This window comes from Burkholderia sp. Ac-20344, assembly GCF_017104975.1.
Classification (GTDB): domain Bacteria; phylum Pseudomonadota; class Gammaproteobacteria; order Burkholderiales; family Burkholderiaceae; genus Burkholderia.
Genome location: NZ_JAAGPP010000013.1, coordinates 1 through 26,759, shown reverse-complemented (window position 1 = coordinate 26,759; position 26,759 = coordinate 1). Strand labels below are relative to the sequence as shown.

Below are 26,759 nucleotides of genomic sequence, written 5' to 3'. Positions count from 1 at the left end.
GCACAAATTCATTTGTCACATGAATAAATGCAATTTCCGCATGAATAGCAGGCGACCATGCGGGCCAGGCCGGCCTAACGCCGTTGCCGCCCTTACAATAGCCGCTCCGTCTCACGACACGACCATCGAGCCATGACCCGAGATCCCCGCCTCACCCTCAACGCGCGTCAGCAGGAACTGCTCGAATGGGTGCAGCGCGACGGCTTCGTGACCGTCGACGATCTCGCCGCGCACTTCGCGGTGACGCCACAGACGATCCGCCGCGACGTGAACTGGCTTGCCGACCTGAACCTGCTGCGCCGCTATCACGGCGGCGCGAGCCTGCCGACCAGTTCGGAGAACGTGTCGTACACGGCGCGCCAGCGGATGTTCCACGACGAGAAGCGGCGCATTGCGGCGCTCGCGGCGTCGCACATTCCCGACCAGGCCTCGCTGTTCATCAACCTCGGCACGACCACCGAGGAAGTCGCGCGCGCGCTGAACCGCCACCACGGGCTGCACGTGATCACGAACAACCTGAACGTCGCGTCGATGATGAGCGGCTACCCCGACTGCGAGGTGCTGATCACGGGCGGCATCGTGCGGCCGTGGGACAAGGGGATCGTCGGCGAACTCGCGATCGACTTCATCCGCCAGTTCAAGGTCGACTACGCGATCATCGGCACATCGGCGATCGAAGCCGACGGCACGCTGCGCGACTTCGACACGCGCGAGGTGCGCGTGGCCGAGGCGATCATGCAGCATGCGCGCACGGTCTACCTTGTGGCCGACCATTCGAAAGTCGGCCGTCCTGCGCTGGTGCGCCAGGGCCATCTGAGCCAGGTACACGCGCTCTTCACCGACAAGCCGCTGCCGCCCGAGATGGCCGACGCCGTGGCGGCCGCCGGCACCCAGGTGTACGTCGCGGAGTGACGGTTCCCATGCTGCACCGCACCTGAAACTTCAAGTGAAATCAAGAAGTTGGCGTCGCAAGCAAACCGCTTGCGCGCGCCCCGGCTGTCAAAGGGAAAATTAACGGGGCACGATTTGTCGTTGCCTGCGCGCTCGACTAGACTCCAGTTCCCCGGCCCGTTCGACCGTTCCGCCTGTGCCAGGGCGCGGACGAATGGCATGGCCGGCGAATACAGCTTTCCCCCCAAGCCATACCCCGATGGGTATCGCGCGTCGGCTTTTGCGCCGGCCGCGCGGGCTGACTGGTCGCCATGGAGAGAACGATGCTGAGTCCGCATGAATTCGCCACGCTATTGCTTGTGAAGGATGCCCCCGATCAAACCAACATGGATCGGGACGAGATCGATGCACTGCTCGAACAGCAGCTCGTTCGCCTGGAAGGGCTCGGATCGGGGCGCAAATACTGCGTGACCGAAACCGGCGACGCCGCGCTGCGATCCATCAAATACCGCTATTCGTAAGACCACACCGTTCCTGACCCGACCGTGCCGCCCGGATTCCGGGCCGCGCGGTCGTTTCCGTTTCTCTCGCCGGCCCGCCGCGGCCTGCTTCAGCCGCCGCGCAGCGTCGGATCGACCGCCGCCCGCCAGCTGATGGCCTGCGCGCGCGCGCCGTTGAAATACGCGATCCAGCCGGCGCGCGCCGCCGCGTCAGGCGCCACATAGTGGGTCGAAAGTTCGTTTACGAACGCACAATAGTTCGCTTCGGTCAGCCCGCGATACCGTTTCGCCACATATGCGTCGACCAGCGTCGAGTAGACCGGCTGCGCGTCCGCACCCCAGTCTCGCGCCGTGCCGCCGCACGACGTCTGCAGGTCGACGAACGACGGCGTGCGCCAGTTGCCGACGAGCGGCGGCATGCCGGCACTGCACCCCGCCAGAAGGACGGCGCACACGCCGGCCCACATCCCAATACGCATGATTCACCTCGCGAAACGGTCGATTCCGCCAGTATCGTCCGGGATCGCGCCGCGCGCTACTGGCCCCGCTTTTTCGAACTTTACTTTTTCGATTTCGTTCGTTAAATTTCGAATTCGAACATTTTCTGTTCAACCATTTCTCTCAGACGATAAGGACAGCAGGTGACCCAACCGAATCGCTACGATCTGCTCGTCGTCGGCGGCGGCATCAACGGCGCGGGCATCGCGCGCGATGCGGCCGGCCGCGGCCTGTCGGTCATGCTCTGCGAGCAGGACGATCTCGCGTCGCACACGTCGTCGTCCAGCACGAAGCTGATTCACGGCGGCCTGCGCTACCTCGAGTACAACGAGTTCGGGCTCGTGCGCAAGGCGCTGCAGGAGCGCGAGACGCTGCTGCGCGCGGCGCCGCACATCATGTGGCCGCTGCGCTTCGTGATGCCGCACATGCCGAACCTGCGTCCGGCTTGGCTGATCCGCATCGGCCTGTTCCTTTACGATCACCTCGCGAAACGCGAACTGCTGCCCGGCTCGCGCGGCATCGACATGCGCCGCCATGCGGCCGGCGCGCCGCTGATCGATTCGATCAAGCGCGGCTTCGTCTATTCGGACGGCTGGGTCGACGACGCGCGCCTCGTCGTGCTGAACGCGATGGATGCGAAGGAGCGCGGCGCCGAGATCCTGACGCGCACGAAGCTGGTATCCGCCGAGCGCCGCGGCGACGAATGGGAAGCGCGGCTGCAGCACGCCGACGGCTCGATCCGCATCGTGCATGCGCGCGCGATCGCGAACGCGGCCGGCCCGTGGGTCGGCGACGTGCTGCACGGCGCGCTCGGCCGCGGCGCGCATCACAGCGTGCGGCTCGTGAAGGGCAGCCACATCATCACGCGCCGCCTGTTCGATCACGACCACGCGTACATCTTCCAGAACCCGGACAAGCGGATCATCTTCGCGATTCCGTACGAACACGATTTCACGCTGATCGGCACGACCGACGTCGAATACACGAACGATCCCGCGAAGGTCGCGATCGATCGCGACGAGACGCAGTACCTGTGCGACTCGATCAATCGCTACTTCAAGCGCAAGATCTCGCCGGCCGACGTGCACTGGACCTACTCGGGCGTGCGCCCGCTGCTGGAAGACGAGAACGCCGCGAACGCATCGGCGGTCACGCGCGACTACCGCCTCGAGCTGGACGACGGCGCGGGCGCCCCGCTGCTGTCGGTGTTCGGCGGCAAGATCACGACGTTCCGCAAGCTCGCGGAAGAAGCCGGCGACATGCTGTGCCGCGCGCTCGGCCGCGACGCGAAGACCTGGACGGCCGGCGTCGCGCTGCCGGGCGGCGACATCGCCGATGCGAAGTTCGACGCGTTCGCCGCGCAGTTCGCGAAGCGTCATCCGTGGCTGCCCGCCGCGCTCGCCCGCCGCTATGCACGCGCATACGGCACGCGCGCGGAACGCGTGATCGACGGCGCGAAGTCGCTCGCCGAGCTCGGCACCGAAATCGCACCGGGCATCCACGACGCCGAACTGCGCTACCTGCGCGACGCCGAATGGGCGACCTGCGCGCAGGACGTGCTGTGGCGCCGCTCGAAGCTCGGCCTGCACGTGACGCCGGGCACGCTCGATGCGGTGACCGCCGCGGTCGACGCGTGGTTCGCCGCCGCGCACGCGCCGCACGCCTGATCCGAATGCAGTTGCAGTTGCCGTACCGCCGTTGACTCACCGACGCGCCGCCCCCATGCGGCGCGCATCACAACTACGCCAATCCACGGATGGAGATGAGAGACATGCAGGATCAGTACATCCTCGCGCTTGACCAGGGCACCACGAGTTCCCGCGCGATGCTGTTCGATCGCCAGGGTAATATCGTATCGATCGCCCAGAAGGAATTCGAGCAGATCTACCCGCAACCCGGCTGGGTCGAGCACGACCCGCAGGAAATCTGGTCGACGCAAGCCGGCGTCGCCGCCGAAGCCGTCACGCGCACGGGCCTGAACGGCACGTCGATCGCCGCGATCGGCATCACCAACCAGCGTGAAACCACGATCGTCTGGGATCGCGAGACGGGCCAGCCCGTCTACAACGCGATCGTCTGGCAGGATCGCCGCACGGCCGACTTCTGCGATTCGCTGAAAGCACAGGGCCTCGAGGCGAAGGTGCGCGCGAAGACCGGCCTGCCGATCGATTCGTACTTCTCAGGAACCAAGATCCGCTGGATCCTCGACAACGTGCCCGGCGCACGCGAGAAGGCCAAACAGGGCAAGCTCGCGTTCGGCACCGTCGACAGCTGGCTCGTGTGGAACTTCACGAAGCACGAACTGCACGTGACCGACGTGACGAACGCGTCGCGCACGATGCTGTTCAACATCCACACGCGCGAGTGGGACAACGAACTGCTCGAGCTGCTCGACATCCCGCGCAGCATGCTGCCGGAAGTGAAGGCGTCGTCGGAAATCTACGGCCACACCAAGACCACCGTGTTCGCGTCGAAGATCCCGCTCGCGGGCATCGCCGGCGACCAGCAGGCGGCGCTGTTCGGCCAGATGTGCACGCAGTCCGGCATGGTGAAGAACACCTACGGCACCGGCTGCTTCCTGATGATGAACACCGGCGACAAGCCGATCGAATCGAAGAACAACCTCGTCACGACGATCGCCTGGCAGATCGGCGACAACGTGCAGTACGCGCTGGAAGGCAGCATTTTCATCGCGGGCGCGGTGGTGCAGTGGCTGCGCGACGGCGTCGGCATCATCAAGTCGGCCGCTGAGATCGAAGCGCTCGCCGCGAGCGTGCCGCACACCGACGGCGTCTACCTGGTACCCGCGTTCGCCGGCCTCGGCGCCCCGCACTGGAACGCACGGGCGCGCGGCTCGGTGTTCGGCGTCACGCGCGGCACGACCTCCGCGCATCTCGCACGCGCGGCGCTCGATTCGATCGCGTACCAGTCGCTCGATGTGCTGGCCGCGATGGAAGCCGATTCGGGCATCAGCATCGGCGAGTTGCGTGTGGACGGCGGCGCGAGCGCGAACGACCTGCTGATGCAGTTCCAGGCCGACCTGCTCGGCGTGGACGCGGTGCGTCCGCAGATCACCGAGACGACCGCGCTCGGCGCGGCCTACCTCGCGGGCCTCGCGATCGGCTACTGGAAGAACCTCGACGAAGTGCGCGACCAGTGGCAGCTCGATCGCCGCTTCTCGCCGTCGATGCCGAAGGAGCAGGTGGAGCGCTGCATGTCGGGCTGGCAGCGTGCGGTACGCGCCGCGAAGGCGTGGGCCGACGACGCCCAGTAATCATCAGACATCCGGACGAAATACAACAACACCGGCGGACCGCGCAATGCGCGAGTCCGCCGCGACTTACGAGAGACAAACATGTCACCTTATATTGCAGAGTTCATCGGCACAGCGATCCTCGTGCTGCTCGGCAACGGCGCGGTCGCAAACGTGCTGCTTGCAAAGACCAAGGGCAAAGGCGCGGACCTGATCGTGATCGTGATGGGCTGGGCGATGGCCGTGTTCGTCGCGGTCTACGTGACCGCGTCGTTCAGCGGCGCGCACCTGAACCCGATCGTCACCATCAGTCTCGCGCTCGCGGGCAAGTTCGCGTGGTCGAAAGTCGGCGGCTACGTCCTCGCGCAGATGCTCGGCGGGATGGCGGGCGCGCTGCTCGTGTGGCTCGCCTATCGCCAGCACTTCGCGAAGGAAGCCGATGCGGACCTGAAGCTCGCGGTGTTCTGCACGGCGCCCGCGATCCGCAGCGTCACGCACAACGTGCTGACCGAAGCGATCTGCACGTTCGTGCTGATCCTCGGCGTGCTGTACCTCGCGTCGCCGCAGGTCGGCCTCGGTGCACTCGACGCGCTGCCCGTCGGCCTGCTCGTGCTCGGCATCGGCATCTCGCTCGGCGGCCCGACCGGCTATGCGATGAGCCCCGCGCGCGACCTGTCGCCACGCATCATGCACGCGCTGCTGCCGATCCCCGGCAAGCGCGACAGCGACTGGCGCTATGCATGGGTGCCCGTCGTCGGCCCGCTGCTGGGCGGCGCCGCGGCGGCCGGCCTGTACCTGCACCTGCACACGACGATCTGATCGCCGTCTGACCGAAGCGCGCGGCCTCCACTGCCGCGCGCTTCTCCCTCCTTCGCCCCCCTCCGCTTCGTTTCCGCTATCGGTCGCCCTCGGCCGAAACCAGCGACTTCAGCTTTACCCCCGTATCCGCAACGGCCGCCGGGCTCACGTCGATCCCGCGCTCGACCAGCATTCTCGCCACGCGCATTTCCTTGACGAATCCCGACGCACGGCCGAAACCGCTCGCGGCGACGAGCCGCGCACCGGCGTCGAAATGGAAATGGATTTCCGCGTCGTCGCCGAGCACGCGCGCGACCGATCGCTCGCCGAGCGCCGGCTCTCCGGCCACCTGCAACTGCGCGTCGTATTGATCCGACCAGAACCACGGCGTCTCGCGATACGGCTCGTCGGCGCCGAGCATGTTGCGCGCGGCGACGCGCGCCTGGGTCTCGGCGCCATGCCACGTCTCCTGCCGGACCAGCCGCCCCGACAACGCACTCGGAAACACCGCGACGTCGCCGGCCGCATGGATGCCGCGTGCCGAAGTCTCGAGCCGCGCATTCACGACGATGCCGCGCTCGACCGCGAGGCCCGCATCGCGCGCCAGCTCGTCGGCCGGCTCGATGCCGATGCCGGCGACGACCGTGTCGGCGATCAGCGTGTCGCCGTCGTCGAGCACGACGGCCAGCGCGCCGCCCGCCGTGCGCTCGATCGCAACCGGCTTCCGGTTCACGCAAATGACCACGCCTTGCCGTTCGTGAAGCGCGTGCACGCGCGCCGCGATCGTCTCCGGCACCGCGCGCCCGAGCAGGCGCGACGCCGCATCGAGCACCGTCACGCGGCAGCCGCACAATCGTGCCGACGCCGCGACTTCGAGACCGATGAAGCCGCCGCCGATCAGCACGACCCGCGCATCGGGCACGAGCCGTGTGCCGAGCGCCGCCGCGTCGTCGAGCGTGCGCAACGCAAACACGCCGTCGAGCGTCGCGCCCGGAATCGCCAGGCGGCGCGCGCGGCCGCCGGTCGCGAGCAGCAGCGCGTCGTAGCCGAACACGCGAGCGCCCGACATGTGCACTTCGCGTGCGTGCGGATCGATGCGCTCGACCGTCGCGACGACCAGCTCGATGCGATCGGCCGCCCATGCGTCCGGGTCGCGCAACCGGCACTGCGCCGCGCTGCGCTCGCCGGTCAGCACGCCTTTCGACAACGGCGGCCGCTCGTACGGCAGGTGCGCCTCCGCGCCGATCAGCACGATCCGCCCGCCCCAGCCGGACTCACGCAGCACCTGCGCCGCGCGACCGCCCGCGTGGCCCGCGCCGACGATCGCCATCACCCGATCGTTCGTCATCGCGTCACACCTCGATCAGGATGCGGCCGTCTTCGATCTTCGCGCGGTACGTGCGCAGCTTCTCGCATGCGGGTGCGGACAGCGGCCGGCCGTCGCGTATGTCGAAGCGCCCGTTGTGCTTCGGGCATTCGATCACGTGGTCGATCACGAGCCCGTCCGCGAGATGCACATGCTCGTGCGTGCACAGGCCGTCGCTCGCATAGACTTCGCCGTCGATGCGGTAGATCGCGTACGTGTGGCCGGCATGGTCGAAGCGCGCGACGTCTTCGTCGTCGATGTCGTCGAGCGCGCCGGTGTCGATCCATTGCGTCATGTTGCGTGTCTCCTGGGTGGGAAGGGTCGATGTCGGTCATGCACGCGCGGCATCGGGCACGGGCCGCACGACGTAATGGGACGGGTCGCGCGTCTGCCGGACCAGCGCCGGCACGATCTCCGCATACGCGGCCAGCGTGCCGCGATACGGCGGCGGCATGTCGGCCTTCACCGCTTCGTGCAGCTTCGGCAGCGCGTGGAACGGCACCATCGGAAACATGTGGTGCTCGACGTGGTAGTTCATGTTCCAGTACAGGAAGCGGAACACGGGATTCATCATCACGGTCCGGCAGTTGCACCGGTGATCGAGCACGTTCTCGGGCATGCCCGCGTGCTGCGTGAGGCCGAAGTACAGGTACAGCCACGCGCCGTAGAGGCTCGGCAACCCGATGTAGAGCAGCGGCAGGATCGTGTGCCCGTACAGCGACGCGCCCACCACGCACACATATACCGCGAGATGGACGCGCGATTCGCGCACGACCTTCGGCACTTCCGATGCGGGCACGTAGGTACGCTCCTCGTCGTCGAGCCGGCCGGTGAACGCGGTCGCGATCATCTTGCGCAGCTCGCCGGCCACATGCTTCAGCGCGACGACGTTCAGCGCGAGCGAGAGCCAGTCGGTCGGCTTCGGCGCGGCGATTTCCGGATCGCGCCCGACGACCAGCGTATCGGTGTGATGGCGCGCATGGCTCCAGCGCCACGCCGTCGCGCGGCGGAACACCTGGAACGACGCGACTTGGTACAGCACGTCGTTCATCCAGCGCGTGCGGAACGCGGTGCCGTGCCCGCATTCGTGCCAGCGCGAGTCGGCCGGGCTGCAGTAGAGCGTGCCGTACACGAAGAACGCGGGGATCGCCCACGCCGAATGCGCGCGCCACGCCAGCCACGCGAGCACGCCGCTGGTCGCGATCGCCGCGTACCAGATCAGCGTGTCGCGGATCGCGCGCGCATCGCCGCGCTGCATCAGCTGCTTCATCAGCGGCCGCGGCACCGGGCACCGGTACCACTCGGCATTGACGAGCCCGGCCGCGTGCGCGCGTTCGCCGGCGCCGCCGATCATCCGGTAGTCCTGACGGCGCGCCGCCGTGCGGCCGTGCGCCTGGTCGTCGATATGAACCACGTGCGTCTCCTGGATTCCTTGTCCGTAGGAAGCGCGGCAAGCGCTTCGGCATGGAATCAAAATTAGGCCCGCGGCCCGTTCCGCTCAATCGAAACATTGACGAAATTTCGCCATCGCTTTAGCGTTCCTCGCATCGCCACGTCTCGATGGCGACACCACGATGGAGACAACCATGGCAGGCGAATCCGGGCCGCGCTGGCGCAAGCGCACCGCGCGCTTCGACGAGATCGCGGCGCTCGCCGGGGTCAGCACGACCACCGTCGACCGCGTGCTGAACGAGCGCGGCAGCGTGTCGGCGCAGGCGCGCGAACGCGTGGTGGCGGCCGCGCGGCAGCTCGGCGTGCCGCGCCAGCTGCCCGACACGCGGCACGGGCTGATCCACGTCGACGTGCTGCTGCCGGATACCGACGCGGCGTTCTTCCACCGGCTGCAGCTGGCGCTGCAGCGCTCGCTGCAGATGCTCGACCGGCGCGTGGTCGTGCACCGGACGATCCTGCCCGCCGCCGACGACGAGCGGGCCGCCGCGCTGATCGAGCGTCCCGCCTACCGGCGCGCGGCGCTGATCGTCACGGCGCGCGACACGGCCCGCGTGCGCAACGCGCTGGCTGGCGCGATCGCGCGCGGCGAGACCGTCGTCACGATGGTCACCGACATCGGCGGCATCGACCGCGTGCACTTCGCGGGCATCGACAACTACCGGGCCGGGCGCACGGCCGGCTACTACATCGGCCGCCTCGCGGCGCGCCCCGGCCGCGTGCTGCTGCTCGGCGGGCGCATGGGCTACCGCGCGCACGCGGACCGGATGGCCGGCTGCCGCGACCAGCTCGCCGAAGCATTCGCCGCCGTCCGAAGCGACGACGAGCCGGTCGAGACGCTCGACCAGGACGACCGCTGCTACCGCGCCGTGACGAAGGCGCTGCAGGCGCACGACGACGTGGTCGCGATCTACAACAGCGGCGCCGGCTCGGCCGGCATCGAAGCGGCGTTGCGCAAGGCCGGCGCGGCCGGCCGTGTCGTATGGATCGGCCACGAGATGATCGACCTGCACCGCACCTTCATCGAAGCTGGCGCGATGGACCTCGCGATCGACCAGGATCCGGACGGCCAGGTGATTGCCGCGCTGCAGCACGTGCTGCATGCGTGCGGGATCGTCGACCAGCCGCCGCCGGCCGACCCGGTCGAGTTCCGCGTGTTCTGTCCGGCAAACGTGAGGACCAGCGCCTACCTGCCGGCCTGAATCGCGCCGCCTGGTGCGCCGTCTGTCGCGCCGTCTGTCGCACCGCACGCGCGTTGCGAAAAAATCGACTGCCGCATTGGCGATTTTTCGCCAACGTTTGTCATGCAGCCCGCGCCGCGCATCCGTACATTGGGCAGCCAATCCCATGACAACGGCGGACAGGAGACGATGGCAGAACCGATCCTCATCGGCGTGAACCTCGACGGCGTGCTCGAACACGACGGCCTGCCGTTGCCCTCGCCGGCCGAACGCTTTGGCATGGTCGCCTGCGCCGGTGTATTCGACTACGTCGAAAAGAACCCGGCGCGCGGCGAAGACCTGTCGCCGTATTTCGCGCTGGTCGAACGCCATGCGCTGCCGATTCGCGTGATCGGCGGCATCTGGTGCGCGGGACGTGACGAAGCACACGTCGCCGAGATCGTCGATGCGGGCGCGCGCTTCGGCAGCACGGTGCTCAACTGCCAGCTGTATGCAAATCACGCGGACGGCCATCCGCTGTCCGACCGCGAGGTCGCCGATTTCTACCTGCGTACCTGCGAACGCGGCGAGCCGGCCGGCTGCCTGCCGAGCCTCGAAGTGCACGTCGACATGTGGAGCGAGGATTTCACGCGCATCGCACGCGTCGCGCGGCTTGTCGAACAGGCCGGCGCGCCGTTCCGGATCACGCTCGATCATTCGCACCTGCTGTTCAAGATCGGCAATCGCGCCGAGCTCGACGCATCGGGCATGCGCGACGCGGCCGACGACGGCCGCCGCATGCTCGACCCGGCCTCGCCCGACGCCCTCTACGCCGACTGGATCGCGCGCGGCTGGGTCCGGCATGCGCATGCGCGCAGCGTGATGCCGAACAATCCGGACAACCCGTGGATGCGCCGCGCCGACGGCAGGCCCGGGCGCGGCATCCAGTACCCGTTCGTCGCACCCGCGCCGGGCGCCTATCACGGCGCATGGCGCGCCGAGGCGCTCGACACGTGGAAGGCCGCGCTTCGGCAGTTGCTGCAATCGCAGGCCCACGCACTGCCGGCGCGCGTCGAACAGATCAGTTGCGAGTTCATCCCGTTTCCCGACTACGGCGGCGGCGCACGCTATTCGATCTTCGACAACAACGTTGCGTGCGCGCAATGGCTGCGCGACACGTGGCATGCGCTCGCCGCGCCGCCGGCAAACCGGCCGGCAGACGGTATCGCGCGCACCGCCACCTGATTCGGCCCCCGCCCCACTCAAGACTCAAGGACAGAACGATGACGCAAGCCTTCCATTTTTCGCTGAACCGGATGAGCGCACCGCGCTTGCCGTTCGACCGTTACGTCGCGCTGTGCAGGCGCCTCGGCGTCGACACGATCGAGATCCGCAACGATCTCGACGGCGTGGAGATCGCCGACGGCACACCGGCTGCCGCCGTACGCGCGACGGCCGAAGCCGGCGGCGTGACGATCCTGACGATCAACGCGCTGCAGCGCTTCGAGCAATGGAACGCCGAGCGTGCGGACGAGGCGACCGTGCTGGCCGACTACGCAGCGCAATGCGGCGCGCGTGCGCTGGTGCTGTGCCCGACCAACAGCCGCAGCGACACGCGCGGCGTGGACGTGCGCCACGCGGATCTCGTGAAGGCGTTGAAGGCGCTCAAGCCGATCCTCGAGGCGCGTGGCCTGCTCGGCTTCATCGAGCCGCTCGGCTTCGAGGAATGCGCGCTGCGCCGCAAGTCGGATGCGGTGAAAGGGATCTACGACGCGGCGGGCGAACAGGTGTTCCGGCTCGTGCACGACACGTTCCACCATCACCTGTCGGGCGAGGACATCTTCTTCCCGAACCTGACGGGCCTCGTGCACATCTCGGGTGTCGAGGAAGACAAGCTGCCGGTCGACCGGATGCGCGACGGCCATCGTGTGCTGGTCGGCGGCGCCGACCGGCTCGGCAATCTCCGCCAACTGCGCGAACTGCTCGCGCGCGGCTACCGCGGCGCGTTCTCGTTCGAGCCGTTCGCGAACGAAATCGCCGAGGCCGACGACATCGAGGAGCGGTTGCGTTCGAGCATCGGCTACGTGCGCGGCGAACTGTCGGATCAATGACCGCCACCACGGCGCGCGGCGGCTCGAACCGCGCGCCGGCGCACAACCACGCAATCAACAGGAGAACGGAATGATCGAATTCGCGTTGTTCGGCGCAGGGAGGATCGGCAAGATCCACGCGGCGAATCTCGCGCGCCACCCGGGCGCGAAACTCAGGTACGTGGTCGACCGGCATGCGCCGTCGGCCGACGCGCTGGCCCGCGCGCACGGTGCACAGGTGGCCGACATCGAGCGCGCGCTCGGCGATCCGGCCGTCCGGGCCGTGGTGATCGCATCGAGTACCGACACGCATGCAGACCTCATCGTCGCGGCGGCGAACGCGGGCAAGGCGGTGTTCTGCGAGAAACCCGTCGACCTGACCGTCGAGCGCTCGCGTGCGTGCGCGGACGTCGTCCGGCGCAGCGGCGTGACCTGCATGATCGGCTTCCAGCGCCGCTTCGACCCGACGTTCGCCGCGCTGAAGGCGCGCGTCGCGCGCGGCGAGATCGGCGCGCCGGAAATGCTGGTCGTCACGAGCCGCGACCCGGGCGCGCCGCCCGTCGACTACATCCGCAGTTCGGGCGGCATCTTCAAGGACATGCTGATCCACGACTTCGACGTATTCCGCTGGATCCTCGGCGACGAAGCGCAGACGCTGCACGCGACCGGCAGTTGCCTGACCGATCCGGCGGTGCGCGACGCAGGCGACATCGATTCGACCGCCGTGACGATCCGCACGCGGCGCGGGCTGCTGTGCCAGATCAACACGTCGCGGCGCGCCGCCTACGGCTACGACCAGCGCTTCGAGCTGCTCGGCAGCAACGGCATGCTGCAGGCCGGCAACGTGCGGCCGACCGAGGTGAGCGCGTGGCTCGCGGGCGGCGTCGCGACGGACGTGCCGGAACCATTCTTCCTCGAGCGCTACCGGCATGCGTACGCGACCGAGATCGCGCACTTCGTCGACGCGCTGCGCGACGGCACGCCGGTCCGGACGACGATCGACGACGGGCTCGCCGCGCTCGAACTGGCCGAGGCCGCGATGACGTCGTGGAAAACGGGGCGCGTAATCGAGCTGTAACGCAACCGGTGGCGAGCGTGGGCGAGCCGCGCAAGCGAGCCGCCGCCGGACGATCGGCAGCACCCCCGGACGAAACGCGGAAAGCGCGCGACCGCGTCGGGAAAATTTGCCGAAGCGGCGCGCGGCCTGCGCGTGAAAGCACGTATGATGGCGAATTGATCTGCGTCGCCGACATCCCGCTTTTTCACCACCATGCTCGATCACCTCATCTGCGACTGCGACGGCGTGCTCGTCGACAGCGAAGTCATTGCCGACCGCGTGCTGCTCGACACGCTGTCCACCACGTTCCCGAATCTCGATTTCGAAGCCGCCGCGAAATCGGCGTTCGGCCAGCAGACGTCGCGCTTCCTCGCCGGGATCGAAACCCGCTTCGGGATCGAGATGCCCGCCAATTTCATCGAGACCATCGAGCACAACATCGAGAGCGCGCTGGCGCAATCGCTCGCGCCGATCTCCGGCGTGCGCGACGCGCTGCTGAAGGTGAGCCTGCCGGTGGCCGTCGTGTCGAACAGCCGGCTCGCACGCGTGCGCAGCTCGCTGAAGCGCGCGTCGCTCAGCGAAATCTTCGGCGATCGCGTGTTCAGCTCCGAGCAGGTGGCGCGGCCGAAGCCCTACCCCGACGTCTACCTGCATGCGGCGCACACGCTCGGCGTCGCGCCGGCGCGCTGCATCGTCGTCGAGGACAGCGTGTCGGGGTTGAATGCCGCGCGTGCGGCAGGCATGAAGACGATCGCGTTCGTCGGCGCGAGCCACATCCCCGACAACTACGCGGACGCGCTGCGCGCGATGGGCATCACACGGATCATGCGCAAGATGGACGAACTGCCGGCGTTCGTCGAAGCCGGCATGCGCGGCGAATTCGGGGACGTACAGTCCTGACAGTCGTGCCGGCCCGATCCGGCTGAGCGGGCCGATCCGGCGTGCGCCGGTTCACGCACGCCGTCCCACGGGCGCGAACGCGCCCGCCTTCCCTTCACTCAGGCCGGTTCGCAGCAGCGCTCGCGCGCGGCGGCCAGCGCCTTGCGGAACTCGACGAGTTCCGCGATCGTCAGCATCGGCAACCCGTGCCGTTGCGCAAAACGCTCGACTTCGTCGCCGCGCGTCATCGTGCCGTCCGGATTCATCAGCTCGCACAGCACGCCGGCCGGCTTCAGGCCCGCGAGGATCGACAGGTCGACCGTGCCTTCGGTGTGACCGCGGCGCGCCAGCACGCCGCCCGGCTGCGCACGCAACGGAAACACGTGGCCGGGGCGCACGATGTCGTACGGCTTCGCGCCTTCGGCGATCGCCGCGCGGATCGTCGTCACGCGATCGGCCGCCGATACGCCCGTATGCACGCCCTCGCGCGCCTCGATCGAGACGGTGAACGCGGTGCCGTTGCGGCTCTCGTTGGTCTGCACCATCGGCGGCAGCTCGAGCGCGCGCACCGTGTCGTCGGTCAGGCACAGGCACACGATGCCGCTGCATTCGCGGATCAGCAGCGCCATCGTCTCGGGCGTGATGCGCTCGGCGGCAACGATCAGGTCGGCTTCGTTCTCGCGGTCGTGGTCGTCCTGCAGCACGACCGCACGGCCAGCGCGCATCGCATCGAGCGCGGCGGCGATGCGCGGCGGCACCGGTTCGGAATCCAGCAACGGGAGATCGGCAAAGGCGTCGGCGGGCGCCGACGAAACGGACATCAAGGACATGTGAAACGCTCCTCGCAAATACGATTTGGGCGAAAAACGTTTCAGGGCATTGCAAACAGACAGAACGACAACCCGCTTCGCACGCATGGCGAAGCGGCCCTGGCGGACATGACTATCTGCACATCTTCTCTCATCCGGACTGTGACCGTCGGCTCTGGCATTCGACCAGATCTGCTGACCCCGCGCGGAAGCGCGGGCGCTCGCGGGCTCGCCGGCTTACGCCAGCCTACCGCCGGTGGGGAATTTCGCCCCGCCCTGAAGACGCACTGATTGCCGGACGGGACAACCCCATCAACGGCGGGCCAAGCATACAACAGCTGCGCGCGCGGCGCAGCCAACACCACCTAAAACCTTACTGACGACCCCGTCTAACGGCATCGTCCAAACGGCCGACGAATGGCCCGCGATCCCGCCCGAACGGGGAGAACGCGGCCCGCTCCGTGCGGCCTGCGCGATCAGCCGGCCGCGTGCGCGGCATGTGCCGCGTCGGGCACGAGCCAGCGCGGCGGCACCTCGGGGCTCACCGTCACGCGAAATGCGCGCGCCTCGCTGTCGCCCGGGTTGCGCAGGCTGTACGGCTGGTCGGCATCGAACACGATCGCGTCGCCGGTCGCGAGCAGCTGGCGGCGGTCATGCACGCTGACTTCGAGCGTGCCCTCGCTGACGACGAGGTTGACCGTCGTGCCGGGTGCGCGGCGGGCGCCGGGCTCCGTATGCAGCGGCGCGATCCGCAGCTCGTGGAACTCGGCCGCGGCCGGCTCGCCTTCCGGGTACAGCGCGCGCGCCGAGAAGCGGCCATTCGAGCTGACGACGCGCGACGCGCGCTCGGCCGCCAGGTGCTCGAAGCCGTTCACCGCATGGCGGCGCAGGAAGGCGGCGACCGATACCTTCAGCGCTGCGGCGATCTTGCAGAGCACCTTGATCGACGGCACGCTGCGCGCCGACTCGATCTGCGCGAGCATTGCGCGCGACACGCCGGACAGCCGCGCGAGCGCATCGAGCGACAACTGCCGCTCGGCGCGCAACCGCGCGAGGTTCACACCAACGACCTGTTCGAGAACGTCGAGCGACGCGGACGCCCGCGCATCGGCGGCGTTGCCGGACTCGAAGGAAGACACGTCGCGCACGAGCGCCAGGGATGAAGACATAGCATTGCCTCCGGGCCGCTGTGCAGCCCTGCGTATGGGGTAAGCCGGGATCGGAATCGGGTTGCGCCAGCAATGGCGCGTATCGAAACGCTATCACCCGGTCTTGCACCGGCAAACGAAGTTATCTTCACACCGTTATCAGCATCGCGGAGGAATGCGTTCCTCGCGAACCTTTTCCTGCCGCTATCGCGTCGCGCGGGTACCGCTCGTTTCGTCGCTCGTTTCGTCGCTCACTGCGCCGCCGGCGCCGCGCCGCGTGCCGGCCCGCGCGCGTCGAGCCGCATCGCGAACCACGTGACCACGAGCGCCGCGAACGTCACCGCGACCGCAACCCACGGCAGCGCATCGAGCGCGAGGCCGTGTTCCAGCGCAACGCCGCCGAGCCACGCGCCGCCCGCATTGCCGACGTTGAACGCGCCGATATTGAGCGTCGATGCGAGATGCGGCGCGCTCGCGGCCTTCTCGACCATGCGCGCCTGCAGCGGCGGCACCGTCGCGAACGCGGCGATCCCCCATACGAACACGGTGACCGCAGCCGCGACCGGCAGGTGGCTCGTCTTCGCGAACACGGCCATCACGGCCATCAGCGCGACGAGGATCACGATCAGCGACGGCATCAGCGCGCGGTCGGCGAACTTGCCGCCGAGCGTGTTGCCGATCGTCAGCCCCGCGCCGAACAGCACGAGGATCAGCGCGACCGAGCGCGGCGAGAAGCCCGACACGGTCTCGAGAATCGGCGCGATGTACGTGAACACGACGAACACGCCGCCGAAGCCGAGCACGGTCATCAGCAGCGCGAGCCACACCTGCGGCTCCTTCAGCACGCGCACTTCGTGGCCGAGGCCGACCGGCCCGCTGTCGTGGCGGTTCGGCACGAGCGCGGCGACACCGCCGAGCGCCAGCACGCCGAGTGCGGCGACGATCCAGAACGACGCGCGCCAGCCGAGCAACTGGCCGACGAACGTGCCGAACGGCACGCCGAGCACGTTCGCCAGCGTGAGCCCCGTGAACATCAGCGCGATCGCGCTCGCACGCTTGTCGGTCGGCACGAGCGACGCGGCGACCACCGCGCCGATCCCGAAGAACGACCCGTGCGCGAACGACGTGACGACGCGCGCGACCATCAGCATCGCGTAGCCGGACGCGGTCGCGCACAGCACGTTGCCGACGATGAAGATCACCATCAGCCACTGCAGCGCGGCCTTGCGCGGCATGCGGCTCGTCAGCACCGCGAGCAGCGGCGCGCCGGCCGCGACACCGAGCGCGTAGCCCGTGACCAGCAGGCCGGCCGACGGCAGCGACACGGCCAGGTCGTGCGCGACTTCGGGCAGCAGGCCCATGATGATGAACTCGGTGGTACCGATGGCGAAGGCGCTGATCGCAAGCGCCAGTAACGGAATGGGCATGACGTTCTCCGGAAGGCGGCGGACGCGGCGCCCGGTCGGTGCCGCACCGCACAAAAGGCAGGATGTGCGCATTGTCCCGAAGATGCCTATATTTGATAATTGGCGTGGCATTTGAACCATTTTCAAATATCTCTGGAAAATCGCATGGATCGACTGGGCGATATCCGGCTGTTCGTCGAGGCGGCCGACCTGGGTAGCCTGTCCGCCGCCGGACGCAAGCTGAACCTCACGCCGGCCGCCGCGAGCGCGCGCCTCGCGAAGCTCGAGGCCGCGGTCGCCACCCGGCTGTTCGACCGGTCGACCCGGCAGTTGCGGCTCACCGACGAAGGCCGCCTGTACCTGAACGGCTGCCGGCAGGCGTTGCAGGCGCTCGACGACGCCAACGCGCTGCTGCAGGCCGGCCGCAACGTCGTCGGCGGCCGGGTGCGGCTGTCGGCGACGTCCGATTTCGGCCGCCGCCGGCTGCTCGACTGGCTCGACGAATTCAACACGCGCTACCCGGACGTGACGTTCTCGCTGACGGCGTCCGACTCGACGGTGAACCTGTGGCAGGACGAGATCGACCTCGCGATCCGCTTCGCCGCGCCGCCGGACGGCGCGCTGATCGCCCGCCGGCTCGCCGCGGACCGGCGCGTGCCGTGCGCGGCGCCATCGTTCGTCGAACGCCACGGCGTGCCGCGCGATCCGCACGATCTGGCCCGCTTTCCGTGCAACGTGATCACGGTGGCGTCCGGGCCGATGAACACGTGGCGCTTTACGCGCGGCGACCGAGGCGACGATATGCAGACCTGCACGGTGCCGCTCGCCACCGCGTTCGAGACCAACGACGGCGGCCTCGCCCGCGAGTGGGCGCTGCGCGGCCGCGGCATCGTGCTGAACTCGATCTGGGATGTCGCCGACGACATCCGCGCCGGGCGGCTCAAGGTCCTGCTGCCCGACTGGCGGCACCAGAGCGCGTCGCTGCACGCGATCTATCCGGGCAAGCGCTACATGGCGCCGCGCGTGCGCGTGCTGCTCGACTTTCTCGCCGAGCGCTTCGCGCGCGAGGAAGCCGCGCACGACGACCTGCTGAACGCGTGCCGCTGACGGCCGGCGTGCCGCCGCCCAAGGGTCGGAACCTGACAGTCCGCGTCGCGCGGCCGCAACCTGCCCCCGTCCCGGGCGGCATGAAAAGCTATAATGGAAAGCTTTCCCGACGGCCTTTCATGCTGGCTGCGCGCCATCCGCATGCAGCGCACGGCCGTCCCGATTCACACTTGACGACGCCCCCAGGTCAACCACTGCGAACGGCGAATCCCCATGACCAAGAAAGTTTACGTAAAGACCTTCGGCTGCCAGATGAACGAGTACGACTCGGACAAGATGGTGGACGTGCTGAATGCGGCCGAAGGCCTCGAAAAGACCGATACGCCGGAAGACGCGGACATCATCCTGTTCAACACGTGCTCGGTGCGTGAAAAGGCGCAGGAGAAGGTGTTCTCCGATCTCGGCCGCGTGCGCGAGCTGAAGGAAGCGAAGCCCGGCCTGCTGATCGGCGTCGGCGGCTGCGTCGCGAGCCAGGAAGGTGCATCGATCGTGTCGCGCGCGCCGTACGTCGACCTCGTGTTCGGCCCGCAAACCCTGCACCGCCTGCCGCAGATGATCGATGCGCGCCGCCAGAGCGGCCGTGCGCAGGTCGACATCACGTTCCCCGAAATTGAGAAGTTCGACCACCTGCCGCCCGCGCGCGTCGAGGGGCCGAGCGCATTCGTGTCGATCATGGAAGGCTGCTCGAAGTACTGCAGCTACTGCGTGGTGCCGTACACGCGCGGCGATGAAGTGTCGCGCCCGCTCGACGACGTGCTGACCGAAGTGGCCGGCCTCGCCGACCAGGGCGTGCGCGAAGTCACGCTGCTCGGCCAGAACGTGAACGCTTATCGTGGAAAATTCGGCGGCGCGCTGACGGCCGGTTCGTCGGACATCGCCGATTTCGCGACGCTGATCGAATACGTCGCCGACATCCCCGGCATCGAGCGAATCCGCTATACGACGTCGCACCCGAAGGAATTCACGCAGCGTCTGATCGACACCTACGCGAAAGTGCCGAAGCTCGTGAGCCACCTGCACCTGCCGGTCCAGCACGGCTCCGACCGCATCCTGATGGCGATGAAGCGCGGCTACACGGTGCTCGAATACAAGTCGGTGATCCGCAAGCTGCGCGCGATCCGCCCGGACCTGTCGCTGTCGACCGACATGATCGTCGGCTTCCCCGGCGAGACCGAGGAGGATTTCGACAAGATGATGGCGCTCGTGCACGAGATGCGCTACGACACCAGCTTCTCGTTCATCTACAGCCCGCGCCCCGGCACGCCGGCCGCGAACCTGCACGACGACACGCCGCGCGAAGTGAAGCTCAAACGCCTGCAACATCTGCAGGCGACCATCGAGGAAAACGTCGCGCGCATCAGCCAGTCGATGGTCGGGAAGGTCGAGCGGATCCTCGTCGAGGGCCCGTCGCGCAAGGACCCGAACGAGCTCGCGGGCCGCACCGAGAACAACCGGGTCGTGAATTTCCCGGCGCCGCTCGCGTCGCACCCGCGCCTGATCGGCCAGATGATCGACGTGAAGATCAACCACGCGTACCCGCATTCGCTGCGCGGCGAGCTCGTGCTCGTGAGCGACGACGCGAGCGCGGCCACCCACTGACTGACGCTCAACAGGAGCCCGACGCCACTTTGAAGCCGACCCAAGCACTGGAATTCGTCGCGCCGCGCGACGACAATGCGCGCCTTGCCAACCTCTGCGGCCCGCTCGACGAGAACCTGCGGCAGATCGAACAGGCGCTCGACGTCACGCTGTCGCGACGCGGCCACCGGATCGCGATCCGCGGTCGCGGCGCCAAGCTCGCGCTCGCCGCACTCGAGAACTTCTACAACCGCGCGCGCGATGCGCTGTCGGTCGACGACATCCAGCTCGCGCTGGTCGAAGTGCGCCACACGTCCGGCAACGGCCGCCAGGACACGCTCGACGTGCGCTTCCGCGGCGACCCCGACCATCCGTTCGACGACCCCGTCGTGCAGCTCGACGCCAGCGAGCCGGACGAGGAGCCCGCGCCGAAGCTCTACACGCGGCGCGCCGACCTGCGCGGCCGCACGCCCGCGCAGCGCGAATACCTGAAGCAGATCCTGTCGCACGACGTGACGTTGGGCATCGGGCCGGCCGGCACCGGCAAGACCTACCTCGCGGTCGCCTGCGCGGTCGATGCGCTCGAGCGCGACCAGGTCAAGCGGATCGTGCTGACGCGCCCGGCCGTCGAGGCCGGCGAGCGGCTCGGCTTCCTGCCGGGCGATCTCGCGCAGAAGGTCGACCCGTACCTGCGTCCGCTGTACGACGCGCTGTACGACCTGCTCGGCTTCGACAAGACGGCGAAGATGTTCGAGCGCCAGATGATCGAGATCGCGCCGCTCGCGTACATGCGCGGCCGCACGCTGAACCACGCGTTCATCATCCTCGACGAGGCGCAGAACACGACGCCCGAGCAGATGAAGATGTTCCTCACGCGGATCGGCTTCGGCTCGAAGGCGGTCGTGACCGGCGACACGAGCCAGGTCGACCTGCCGCGCGGCCACAAGAGCGGCCTCGTCGAGGCGCAGCAGGTCCTCAGCGGCGTGCGCGGCATCGCGCTCACGCGCTTCACGAGCGCGGACGTCGTGCGCCATCCGCTCGTCGCGCGCATCGTCGAGGCCTACGACGAATTCCACGCGCAGCACCAGGACGGCTGACCGGCCGGCGGCACCTGCACGCCGCCCCGGCCTGACCCCGGCCCGGCCCGCCAGACGGCGCGCCGGGCTTTTTTTCGCCTGCGTGAATTCGGGTGCGATCGGCCGTTTGGTGTATCCTCAACGCGTTCCAATCGCCGCACGCGTCATGAAATCCTCCCGTTCCCGCAAGTCCGGGCGCGCCCAGTCCGCCGCGCCCGCCTCCCCCCGCCTTTCGCTGTTCGATGCGAAGGGCAAGGCCCGGACCGTCAACGCGCAAGGGCTGCGCATCGACTTCCCGGACGGCCGCAGCCTGATGTTCGACCTGTCGGGCAGTTCGGGGGAAGCCGCCGTTGCGATCGTCGCGCAGCACAACGATCCGGCCATGCGCGCAAAGCTCGCGCTGCAGCCCGAACACTACGACAGCGTGACGCTGCACGTGGGCGCCGAGCCCGCACCGCGCGAAGACGACACCGAAGACGCGCTGCGCGAACCGGAGCTCGACCTGTCCGTGCAGTACGGCGACGAAATCACGAGCGACGTGCGCAAGACGCTCCCCAAGCGCAAGCTGATCGCCGAATGGATCGAGCCGGCGCTGTTCGCCAGCGCGCAGCTCACCGTGCGCTTCGTCGGCGAAGACGAAGGCCGCACGCTGAACGCCGGCTACCGCCACAAGGACTACCCGACCAACGTGCTGACCTTCGCGTACGACGCGGCGCCCGACGGCACCGTGATCGGCGACCTCGTGCTGTGCTGCCCGGTCGTCGAGAAGGAAGCACACGACCAGGGCAAGCCGCTCACGGCCCATTACGCGCACCTGCTGGTGCACGGCGCATTGCATGCGCAGGGCTACGACCATGAGACGAGCGACGAGGACGCGGCCGAAATGGAAGCGCTCGAAGTCGACATCCTCGCGAAGCTGGGCTTCCCGAACCCGTACCAGTAAGCCGTCCGCACGATGCGCAACGCCGCGACGCTCCCGCCCGCCTACCCGCCGTCGATCGGCGACGGGCGCCTGCTGACGGAAGACGAGCTCGCGGCCTCGCTCGCGCACACGATGCGCGACTGGGACGGCCAGCAGGATCTCTGGCTGTTCGGCTATGGCTCGCTGATCTGGAACCCGGGATTGCCGACCGTCGCCGCCGTGCGCGGCAAGGTGCACGGCTATCATCGCGGGCTCTACCTGTGGTCGCGCGTGAACCGCGGCACGCCCGAACGCCCGGGCCTCGTGCTCGCGCTCGATCGCGGCGGCTCGTGCTCGGGCATCGCGTTCCGGCTCGCCGGCCCGACCGCGCAGCCGCACCTCGAAACGTTGTGGAAACGCGAGATGCCGATGGGTTCGTACCGGCCCGCGTGGCTGCCGTGCTCGCTCGAGAACGGCGAGCGCGTAAACGCGCTCGCGTTCGTGATGCGCCGCGACGCGCCGACCTACACGGGCAAGCTGTCCGATCCCGTCGTCAAGGAAGTGTTCGGCTGCGCGGCCGGCCGCTACGGCACGACGCTCGACTACGTGAGCCGCACGGTCGACGCGCTGCGCGCGAGCGGCATCCCCGATCGCGCGCTCGAAGGACTGCTCGCACGATGCCGGTGATGCAGCACGGCGCACGGCCGCGCCGCGTGCGCACTCGACCGAGGGCAGGACCGATGAAACCGTCGCGCTGGTCGCGTTGCAGGGTCGCCGCGCTGATCGTCGCCGCGTGCGTCGCGCTGTCCGGCTGCGGGATCCTCGGCTGCGGCGGCGCCGCGACCAACGGCGCGGCCGCTGGCGGCTGCTCGGCCGGCATGCGGTTCTGAACCTCGGCCCGGCGACGCCCGCGTGCGGCAGAATGCCGCCGCTGGCCGCCTCGGCCGGACGTTTTCCCGCGCCACGGCTCCCCGCCCCTTCCGCACCCGTTTTTTGTCGCCGCTGCCCTGCCGCCCCTTTCTGAGATAGGATGGACACGAGGACGATGTCGCGCCCGGCGCGGCCGTCCGCGAGCGGGGCCCGCGCGATCTGCCCACCCTGGCCATGCGGCTGGTGTGACACGGTCGCGTCGTGCCCTTGGTGTATCCTTGCCTACTCCGTGACAGCGCGCTCCGGCATGACCCGGGCGCACCACCATGAACGATTCGTATCCCAGTCGTAAGTCAACCGACAAACCGCAAGAAAAGCGCTCGCTGCTCGAGCGCCTGACCGACTTCATCTCGCCCGAGCCCGAATCCCGCGGCGAGCTGTTGGAAATCCTCCAGGACGCCCACGAACGCAACCTGATCGACGCCGATTCGCTGTCGATGATCGAAGGCGTTTTCCAGGTATCCGACCTGTGCGCGCGCGACATCATGGTGCCGCGCGCCCAGATGGACGCGATCAACATCGCCGACAAACCTGAAGATTTCATCCCGTTCGTCCTCGAAAAGGCGCACTCGCGCTACCCCGTGTACGAGGAGAACCGCGACAACGTCATCGGCGTGCTGCTCGCGAAGGATCTGCTGCGTTTCTATGCCGAAGAGGAATTCGACGTGCGTGGGATGCTGCGCCCGGCCGTGTTCATTCCCGAATCGAAGCGCCTGAACGTGCTGCTGCACGACTTCCGCGTGAACCGCAACCACCTCGCGATCGTCGTCGACGAATACGGCGGCGTCGCGGGCCTGATCACGATCGAGGACGTGCTCGAGCAGATCGTCGGCGACATCGAGGACGAATACGACTTCGACGAGGAAGCCGGCAACATCATCTCGGGGCCCGACGGCCGCTACCGCGTGCGCGCGCTCACCGAGATCGAACAGTTCAACGAGACGTTCGGCACCGATTTCCCCGACGACGAGGTCGACACGATCGGCGGGCTGATCACGCATCATTTCGGCCGCGTCCCGCATCGCGGCGAGAAGCTGCAGCTCGGCAACCTCGTGTTCGAGATCCAGCGCGGCGATGCGCGCCAGGTGCACGTGCTGCTGGTGCGCCGCAACCCGCTCGCCAGCCGTCGCGCCGAAACCTCGCACGAGGACTGACCGTCGCGCGCCAGCCGCGCGTTCCACAACCGCTCGCCCACTTTCGCTTCACATGGACGATCCGATCCTGTCCCGCCCGGCTGGCGGCCTTCTCGCGCCGACACCCGGCCGCGCGCTGCCGCGCTGGCACTACCCGGCCGCGCTGCTCGCCGGCGCAGCCAATACGCTCAGCTTCGCACCGACGCCGCATGGCGGCTGGCTGCAACTCGTCGTATTCGTCTGGTTTTTCGCGCAGCTCACGCGCACCGCGAGCTGGCGCAGCGCCGCGCTCACCGGCGGCGCGTTCGGCTTCGGCAACTTCATCAGCGGCATCTGGTGGCTCTACATCAGCATGCACGTGTACGGCGAGATGGCCGCGCCGCTCGCGGGCGGCGCGCTCGTGCTGTTCTCGCTGTACCTGTCGCTGTACCCGGCGTTCTCCGCCGGGCTGTGGTCGTTCTGCGCGGGCCATGCGTGGCATCGCCGCACGGCCGATCCGCGGCCGTTCTCGCCGACCTGGCACGGCGCATTCGCGTTCGCGAGCGCATGGGCACTCGGCGAATGGCTGCGCGGCACCGTGCTGACCGGCTTCCCGTGGCTCGCAAGCGGCTATTCGCAGGTCGACGGCCCGTTCGCCGGCTTCGCGCCCGTCGCCGGCGTGTACGGGATCGCGTGGGTACTCGCGCTGTTCGCCGCGCTCGTCGTGCAGGCGCTCGCCGCCGCCCGGCCGTCGCCGCTCGCCGAGCCCCGCGCCGGTAATGCGCGCGTGCGCATCGCCGCGCCGGCCGGCATCGCGGTCGCGCTGGTCGCGGCCGGTCTCGGGCTGTCGCAGGTCGCGTGGACCGTGCCCGCGAACGCGCCGCTCACCGTGCGGCTGCTGCAGGGCAACGTGAAGCAGGACATCAAGTTCGAGGAAGCGGGCATCGACGCGGCGATCAAGATGTACACGAAGATGATCGTCGAGAAGCCGGCCGACCTGATCGTCACGCCCGAAACCGCGATCGCGGTGATGATCCAGGAGTTGCCCGAGCCGTTCGCCGTCGCGATCCGCAAGTTCAGCGACACGACGGGCTCGGCGGTGCTGTTCGGCGCGGTCGGCGCATCGGTGACCGAGGACGGCCACTACGTCGACTATACGAACAGCCTGTACGGCGTGACGCCGAATTCGCGCGACATCTACCACTACGACAAGCACCACCTCGTGCCCTTCGGCGAATTCATCCCGTGGGGCTTCCGGTGGTTCGTCAACCTGATGAAGATGCCGCTCGGCGACTTCGCGCGCGGCGCGCCCGTGCAGAAGCCGTTCCTCGTGCACAACCAGCCCGTGATGGCCGACATCTGCTACGAGGACTTGTTCGGCGAGGAAATCGCCGCGACGATCCGCGACAACCCGCAGCCGCCGGGCGTGCTCGTCAACGTGACGAACCTCGCGTGGTTCGGCGACACGATCGCGCTCGACCAGCACCTGCAGATCGCGCGGATGCGCTCGCTCGAGACGGGCCGCCCGATGCTGCGGTCGACCAACACGGGGATGACGGCCGCGATCGATGCGCGCGGCCGCGTGCTCGGCCAGTTGAAGCCGTTCACGATCGGCTCGCTCGACGTGCGGATCGAAGGCACGAGCGGCTTCACGCCTTACGTGACGAGCGGCAACAACATCGTGCTCGCGGTGTCGTTCGTGCTGCTCGCGTTCGGCTTCACGTTCGGCCCCGGGCTGCGCCGGCGCAACGGCCGGAAGAACGGCGACGACCAGCCGGAATGACGCAGCAGGCAGCCGCTGCGCAATGCGTGGCGGCCGCCGCCAAATGCAACATGCAGCAGCGGCCCGTCGCAGCGAACCGCCCGGCCGCTCAGGCCTGCCGGGCCGACTCCGCCGGTTGAACCGGCTGCGCGGCGAGGTGCCGCAGGTCGCGGCTCACGTCCTCCATCACCGGCTCCCACGCGCCGAACGCCCGTTGCCGGTACAGCGTCGCAGTCGGGTACCACGGACTGTCCTTGCGTTCGAGCAGCCACGGCCAGTGCGGATTCACGTCGAGCAGCACCCAGGTGCGCGCGCCGAGCGCGCCCGCCAGGTGTGCAACCGACGTGCATATGGTAATCACGAGATCCAGCGCGCCGATGAACGCAGCCGTATCGTCGAAGCTCGTCAGTTCCGCCGTGACATCCTCGATCGCGAAGCCGGCCGCGCGCGCCGCCGCGACCTCCGCCTGCGCGCCCGGCTGCAGCGAATGAAACGCGACGCCGTCGATCCCGCGGAACGCATCGGCATAACGCTCGAGCCCGACGCGCCGGAACGGATTGCGCTGGTGCCCCGCACTGCCCGTCCACACGAGCCCGACCTTCAGCCGGCTGTCGCCCGCGAGCCGCGCGCGCCACGCGTCGCGCGCGGGCGGATCGGCCCGCAGGTACGGCACCGACGACGCGAGCGTCGACCCTTCCATGCCGAGCATCAGCGGCAGGCCGATCAGCGGTACTTCGTAATCGAACGCGGGCAGCACGTCGACGCCGCCGCCCGCGCTGAACGCGTCCGCATGCGCACCGAGGCTGCGCTGCATCAGCGTACCCACCTGCGGGAAGGTATTCCAGATGAGCCGGCCGCCCTCGCGATGCACGCGCTCGGCGAGCGGCGCGACGAAGCGGCAGAACTGCAGCACGTCGCCGAGCCCCTGCTCGCCCCACACGAGCAGCGTCTTGCCGGCAAGCGGCTCGCCCTGCCAGCGCGGGCCCGGA

25 protein-coding genes, 1 pseudogene and 1 riboswitch are annotated in these 26,759 nt (G+C 68.5%); of the genes and pseudogenes, 18 read left to right on the top strand and 8 right to left on the bottom strand.

All coding sequences use genetic code 11. The features are described from left to right. Nucleotides 1–132: 132 nt before the first annotated feature. Together G3N64_RS06675 and G3N64_RS06670 are read left to right on the top strand one after the other, a co-directional pair. On the top strand, nucleotides 133–912 hold the full coding sequence (locus G3N64_RS06675) for a DeoR/GlpR family DNA-binding transcription regulator (protein ID WP_048025981.1): 780 nt from the start codon (nucleotides 133–135) through the stop codon (nucleotides 910–912). Nucleotides 913–1,214: 302 nt separating this feature from the next. Next, nucleotides 1,215–1,412 (top strand): hypothetical protein, encoded by a 198-nt coding sequence (locus tag G3N64_RS06670; protein WP_006751304.1) that lies wholly within the window; start codon nucleotides 1,215–1,217, stop codon nucleotides 1,410–1,412. 89 nt (nucleotides 1,413–1,501) lie between these two features. Here the strand turns inward: G3N64_RS06670 and G3N64_RS06665 are convergent, their stop codons facing one another. Beyond that, nucleotides 1,502–1,870: a hypothetical protein gene (locus G3N64_RS06665; RefSeq protein WP_205782957.1), complete on the bottom strand. Its 369-nt coding sequence runs from the start codon at nucleotides 1,868–1,870 to the stop codon at nucleotides 1,502–1,504. 162 nt (nucleotides 1,871–2,032) lie between these two features. Here G3N64_RS06665 and glpD point away from each other — a divergent pair, with 162 nt between their 5' ends. From glpD to G3N64_RS06650, 3 genes are all read left to right on the top strand, one after another. Further along, nucleotides 2,033–3,556, top strand: coding sequence for a glycerol-3-phosphate dehydrogenase (glpD, locus tag G3N64_RS06660; protein ID WP_205782955.1), 1,524 nt, complete (start codon nucleotides 2,033–2,035; stop codon nucleotides 3,554–3,556). A 104-nt stretch (nucleotides 3,557–3,660) separates the two neighbouring features. Further along, the gene (gene glpK, locus G3N64_RS06655) at nucleotides 3,661–5,163 is read left to right on the top strand and encodes a glycerol kinase GlpK (RefSeq protein ID WP_174955545.1); all 1,503 of its coding nucleotides are present in this window, start codon (nucleotides 3,661–3,663) and stop codon (nucleotides 5,161–5,163) included. An 81-nt stretch (nucleotides 5,164–5,244) separates the two neighbouring features. Then, nucleotides 5,245–5,961 (top strand): MIP/aquaporin family protein, encoded by a 717-nt coding sequence (locus G3N64_RS06650; RefSeq protein ID WP_006484467.1) that lies wholly within the window; start codon nucleotides 5,245–5,247, stop codon nucleotides 5,959–5,961. Nucleotides 5,962–6,037: 76 nt separating this feature from the next. Here the strand turns inward: G3N64_RS06650 and G3N64_RS06645 are convergent, their stop codons facing one another. From G3N64_RS06645 to G3N64_RS06635, 3 genes are read right to left on the bottom strand one after another with little or no spacing between them, the layout of a single operon-like run. Further along, nucleotides 6,038–7,288, bottom strand: coding sequence for an FAD-dependent oxidoreductase (locus G3N64_RS06645; RefSeq protein WP_205782946.1), 1,251 nt, complete (start codon nucleotides 7,286–7,288; stop codon nucleotides 6,038–6,040). Nucleotides 7,289–7,292: 4 nt separating this feature from the next. Then, the gene (locus G3N64_RS06640; RefSeq protein ID WP_205782939.1) at nucleotides 7,293–7,601 is read right to left on the bottom strand and encodes a non-heme iron oxygenase ferredoxin subunit; all 309 of its coding nucleotides are present in this window, start codon (nucleotides 7,599–7,601) and stop codon (nucleotides 7,293–7,295) included. 36 nt (nucleotides 7,602–7,637) lie between these two features. After that, nucleotides 7,638–8,660, bottom strand: coding sequence for a fatty acid desaturase family protein (locus G3N64_RS06635; protein ID WP_205783038.1), 1,023 nt, complete (start codon nucleotides 8,658–8,660; stop codon nucleotides 7,638–7,640). Nucleotides 8,661–8,892: 232 nt separating this feature from the next. Here G3N64_RS06635 and G3N64_RS06630 point away from each other — a divergent pair, with 232 nt between their 5' ends. The 5 genes from G3N64_RS06630 (at nucleotide 8,893) to G3N64_RS06610 (ending at nucleotide 13,962) form a co-directional block, all read left to right on the top strand. Beyond that, entirely contained in the window at nucleotides 8,893–9,957 is a 1,065-nt protein-coding gene (locus G3N64_RS06630; protein ID WP_205782937.1) for a LacI family DNA-binding transcriptional regulator, read from the top strand. Nucleotides 9,958–10,125: 168 nt separating this feature from the next. Next, a complete protein-coding gene (locus G3N64_RS06625) occupies nucleotides 10,126–11,160 on the top strand; it encodes a xylose isomerase (RefSeq protein ID WP_205782935.1) in 1,035 nt (344 codons plus the stop codon). A 38-nt stretch (nucleotides 11,161–11,198) separates the two neighbouring features. Further along, the gene (locus tag G3N64_RS06620) at nucleotides 11,199–12,026 is read left to right on the top strand and encodes a TIM barrel protein (RefSeq protein WP_205782933.1); all 828 of its coding nucleotides are present in this window, start codon (nucleotides 11,199–11,201) and stop codon (nucleotides 12,024–12,026) included. Between the two features lie 70 nt (nucleotides 12,027–12,096). Next, a complete protein-coding gene (iolG, locus tag G3N64_RS06615) occupies nucleotides 12,097–13,083 on the top strand; it encodes an inositol 2-dehydrogenase (RefSeq protein ID WP_205782924.1) in 987 nt (328 codons plus the stop codon). Between the two features lie 192 nt (nucleotides 13,084–13,275). Beyond that, nucleotides 13,276–13,962, top strand: coding sequence for an HAD family hydrolase (locus tag G3N64_RS06610; RefSeq protein WP_205782922.1), 687 nt, complete (start codon nucleotides 13,276–13,278; stop codon nucleotides 13,960–13,962). Between the two features lie 98 nt (nucleotides 13,963–14,060). Here the strand turns inward: G3N64_RS06610 and ribB are convergent, their stop codons facing one another. The 3 genes from ribB to G3N64_RS06595 form a co-directional block, all read right to left on the bottom strand. After that, nucleotides 14,061–14,771, bottom strand: a complete 711-nt coding sequence (gene ribB, locus G3N64_RS06605) for a 3,4-dihydroxy-2-butanone-4-phosphate synthase (RefSeq protein ID WP_205782920.1) — start codon at nucleotides 14,769–14,771, stop codon at nucleotides 14,061–14,063. 118 nt (nucleotides 14,772–14,889) lie between these two features. Then, nucleotides 14,890–15,038: riboswitch (FMN riboswitch) on the bottom strand. Between the two features lie 188 nt (nucleotides 15,039–15,226). After that, complete coding sequence (locus G3N64_RS06600) at nucleotides 15,227–15,919, bottom strand: XRE family transcriptional regulator (RefSeq protein ID WP_205782918.1); 693 nt, start codon at nucleotides 15,917–15,919, stop codon at nucleotides 15,227–15,229. A gap of 230 nt (nucleotides 15,920–16,149) precedes the next feature. Next, the gene (locus tag G3N64_RS06595) at nucleotides 16,150–17,325 is read right to left on the bottom strand and encodes an MFS transporter (protein WP_205782916.1); all 1,176 of its coding nucleotides are present in this window, start codon (nucleotides 17,323–17,325) and stop codon (nucleotides 16,150–16,152) included. 144 nt (nucleotides 17,326–17,469) lie between these two features. Here G3N64_RS06595 and G3N64_RS06590 point away from each other — a divergent pair, with 144 nt between their 5' ends. The 8 genes from G3N64_RS06590 (at nucleotide 17,470) to lnt (ending at nucleotide 25,791) form a co-directional block, all read left to right on the top strand. Beyond that, on the top strand, nucleotides 17,470–18,411 hold the full coding sequence (locus G3N64_RS06590) for a LysR family transcriptional regulator (protein WP_205782914.1): 942 nt from the start codon (nucleotides 17,470–17,472) through the stop codon (nucleotides 18,409–18,411). Nucleotides 18,412–18,624: 213 nt separating this feature from the next. After that, nucleotides 18,625–20,010, top strand: a complete 1,386-nt coding sequence (gene miaB / locus G3N64_RS06585) for a tRNA (N6-isopentenyl adenosine(37)-C2)-methylthiotransferase MiaB (RefSeq protein WP_205782908.1) — start codon at nucleotides 18,625–18,627, stop codon at nucleotides 20,008–20,010. Between the two features lie 29 nt (nucleotides 20,011–20,039). Next, a complete protein-coding gene (locus tag G3N64_RS06580; RefSeq protein WP_205782907.1) occupies nucleotides 20,040–21,086 on the top strand; it encodes a PhoH family protein in 1,047 nt (348 codons plus the stop codon). Nucleotides 21,087–21,231: 145 nt separating this feature from the next. Then, a complete protein-coding gene (gene ybeY, locus G3N64_RS06575; protein WP_166963507.1) occupies nucleotides 21,232–22,008 on the top strand; it encodes an rRNA maturation RNase YbeY in 777 nt (258 codons plus the stop codon). A 12-nt stretch (nucleotides 22,009–22,020) separates the two neighbouring features. Continuing rightward, nucleotides 22,021–22,653, top strand: coding sequence for a gamma-glutamylcyclotransferase (locus tag G3N64_RS06570; protein WP_166963509.1), 633 nt, complete (start codon nucleotides 22,021–22,023; stop codon nucleotides 22,651–22,653). A 53-nt stretch (nucleotides 22,654–22,706) separates the two neighbouring features. Further along, on the top strand, nucleotides 22,707–22,856 hold the full coding sequence (locus G3N64_RS06565; protein ID WP_205782906.1) for a hypothetical protein: 150 nt from the start codon (nucleotides 22,707–22,709) through the stop codon (nucleotides 22,854–22,856). Nucleotides 22,857–23,162: 306 nt separating this feature from the next. Then, entirely contained in the window at nucleotides 23,163–24,050 is an 888-nt protein-coding gene (locus G3N64_RS06560) for a transporter associated domain-containing protein (RefSeq protein WP_043190655.1), read from the top strand. Nucleotides 24,051–24,102: 52 nt separating this feature from the next. Next, entirely contained in the window at nucleotides 24,103–25,791 is a 1,689-nt protein-coding gene (gene lnt, locus G3N64_RS06555; protein WP_205782905.1) for an apolipoprotein N-acyltransferase, read from the top strand. An 88-nt stretch (nucleotides 25,792–25,879) separates the two neighbouring features. Here the strand turns inward: lnt and G3N64_RS06550 are convergent. Then, a pseudogene (locus tag G3N64_RS06550) lies at nucleotides 25,880–26,759 on the bottom strand (hypothetical protein); the annotation flags it as partial.

Bases quoted from the DNA above. Each gene is read 5' to 3' on its own strand.
- G3N64_RS06675 (WP_048025981.1), top strand. From the start codon at position 133: ATGACCCGAGATCCCCGCCTCACCCTCAACGCGCGTCAGCAGGAACTG.
- G3N64_RS06670 (WP_006751304.1), top strand. From the start codon at position 1,215: ATGCTGAGTCCGCATGAATTCGCCACGCTATTGCTTGTGAAGGATGCC.
- G3N64_RS06665 (WP_205782957.1), bottom strand. From the start codon at position 1,870: ATGCGTATTGGGATGTGGGCCGGCGTGTGCGCCGTCCTTCTGGCGGGG.
- glpK (WP_174955545.1), top strand. From the start codon at position 3,661: ATGCAGGATCAGTACATCCTCGCGCTTGACCAGGGCACCACGAGTTCC.
- G3N64_RS06650 (WP_006484467.1), top strand. From the start codon at position 5,245: ATGTCACCTTATATTGCAGAGTTCATCGGCACAGCGATCCTCGTGCTG.
- G3N64_RS06645 (WP_205782946.1), bottom strand. From the start codon at position 7,288: ATGACGAACGATCGGGTGATGGCGATCGTCGGCGCGGGCCACGCGGGC.
- G3N64_RS06640 (WP_205782939.1), bottom strand. From the start codon at position 7,601: ATGACGCAATGGATCGACACCGGCGCGCTCGACGACATCGACGACGAA.
- G3N64_RS06635 (WP_205783038.1), bottom strand. From the start codon at position 8,660: ATGATCGGCGGCGCCGGCGAACGCGCGCACGCGGCCGGGCTCGTCAAT.
- G3N64_RS06630 (WP_205782937.1), top strand. From the start codon at position 8,893: ATGGCAGGCGAATCCGGGCCGCGCTGGCGCAAGCGCACCGCGCGCTTC.
- G3N64_RS06625 (WP_205782935.1), top strand. From the start codon at position 10,126: ATGGCAGAACCGATCCTCATCGGCGTGAACCTCGACGGCGTGCTCGAA.
- G3N64_RS06620 (WP_205782933.1), top strand. From the start codon at position 11,199: ATGACGCAAGCCTTCCATTTTTCGCTGAACCGGATGAGCGCACCGCGC.
- iolG (WP_205782924.1), top strand. From the start codon at position 12,097: ATGATCGAATTCGCGTTGTTCGGCGCAGGGAGGATCGGCAAGATCCAC.
- G3N64_RS06610 (WP_205782922.1), top strand. From the start codon at position 13,276: ATGCTCGATCACCTCATCTGCGACTGCGACGGCGTGCTCGTCGACAGC.
- ribB (WP_205782920.1), bottom strand. From the start codon at position 14,771: ATGTCCTTGATGTCCGTTTCGTCGGCGCCCGCCGACGCCTTTGCCGAT.
- G3N64_RS06600 (WP_205782918.1), bottom strand. From the start codon at position 15,919: ATGTCTTCATCCCTGGCGCTCGTGCGCGACGTGTCTTCCTTCGAGTCC.
- G3N64_RS06595 (WP_205782916.1), bottom strand. From the start codon at position 17,325: ATGCCCATTCCGTTACTGGCGCTTGCGATCAGCGCCTTCGCCATCGGT.
- G3N64_RS06590 (WP_205782914.1), top strand. From the start codon at position 17,470: ATGGATCGACTGGGCGATATCCGGCTGTTCGTCGAGGCGGCCGACCTG.
- miaB (WP_205782908.1), top strand. From the start codon at position 18,625: ATGACCAAGAAAGTTTACGTAAAGACCTTCGGCTGCCAGATGAACGAG.
- ybeY (WP_166963507.1), top strand. From the start codon at position 21,232: ATGAAATCCTCCCGTTCCCGCAAGTCCGGGCGCGCCCAGTCCGCCGCG.
- G3N64_RS06570 (WP_166963509.1), top strand. From the start codon at position 22,021: ATGCGCAACGCCGCGACGCTCCCGCCCGCCTACCCGCCGTCGATCGGC.
- G3N64_RS06565 (WP_205782906.1), top strand. From the start codon at position 22,707: ATGAAACCGTCGCGCTGGTCGCGTTGCAGGGTCGCCGCGCTGATCGTC.
- G3N64_RS06560 (WP_043190655.1), top strand. From the start codon at position 23,163: ATGAACGATTCGTATCCCAGTCGTAAGTCAACCGACAAACCGCAAGAA.
- lnt (WP_205782905.1), top strand. From the start codon at position 24,103: ATGGACGATCCGATCCTGTCCCGCCCGGCTGGCGGCCTTCTCGCGCCG.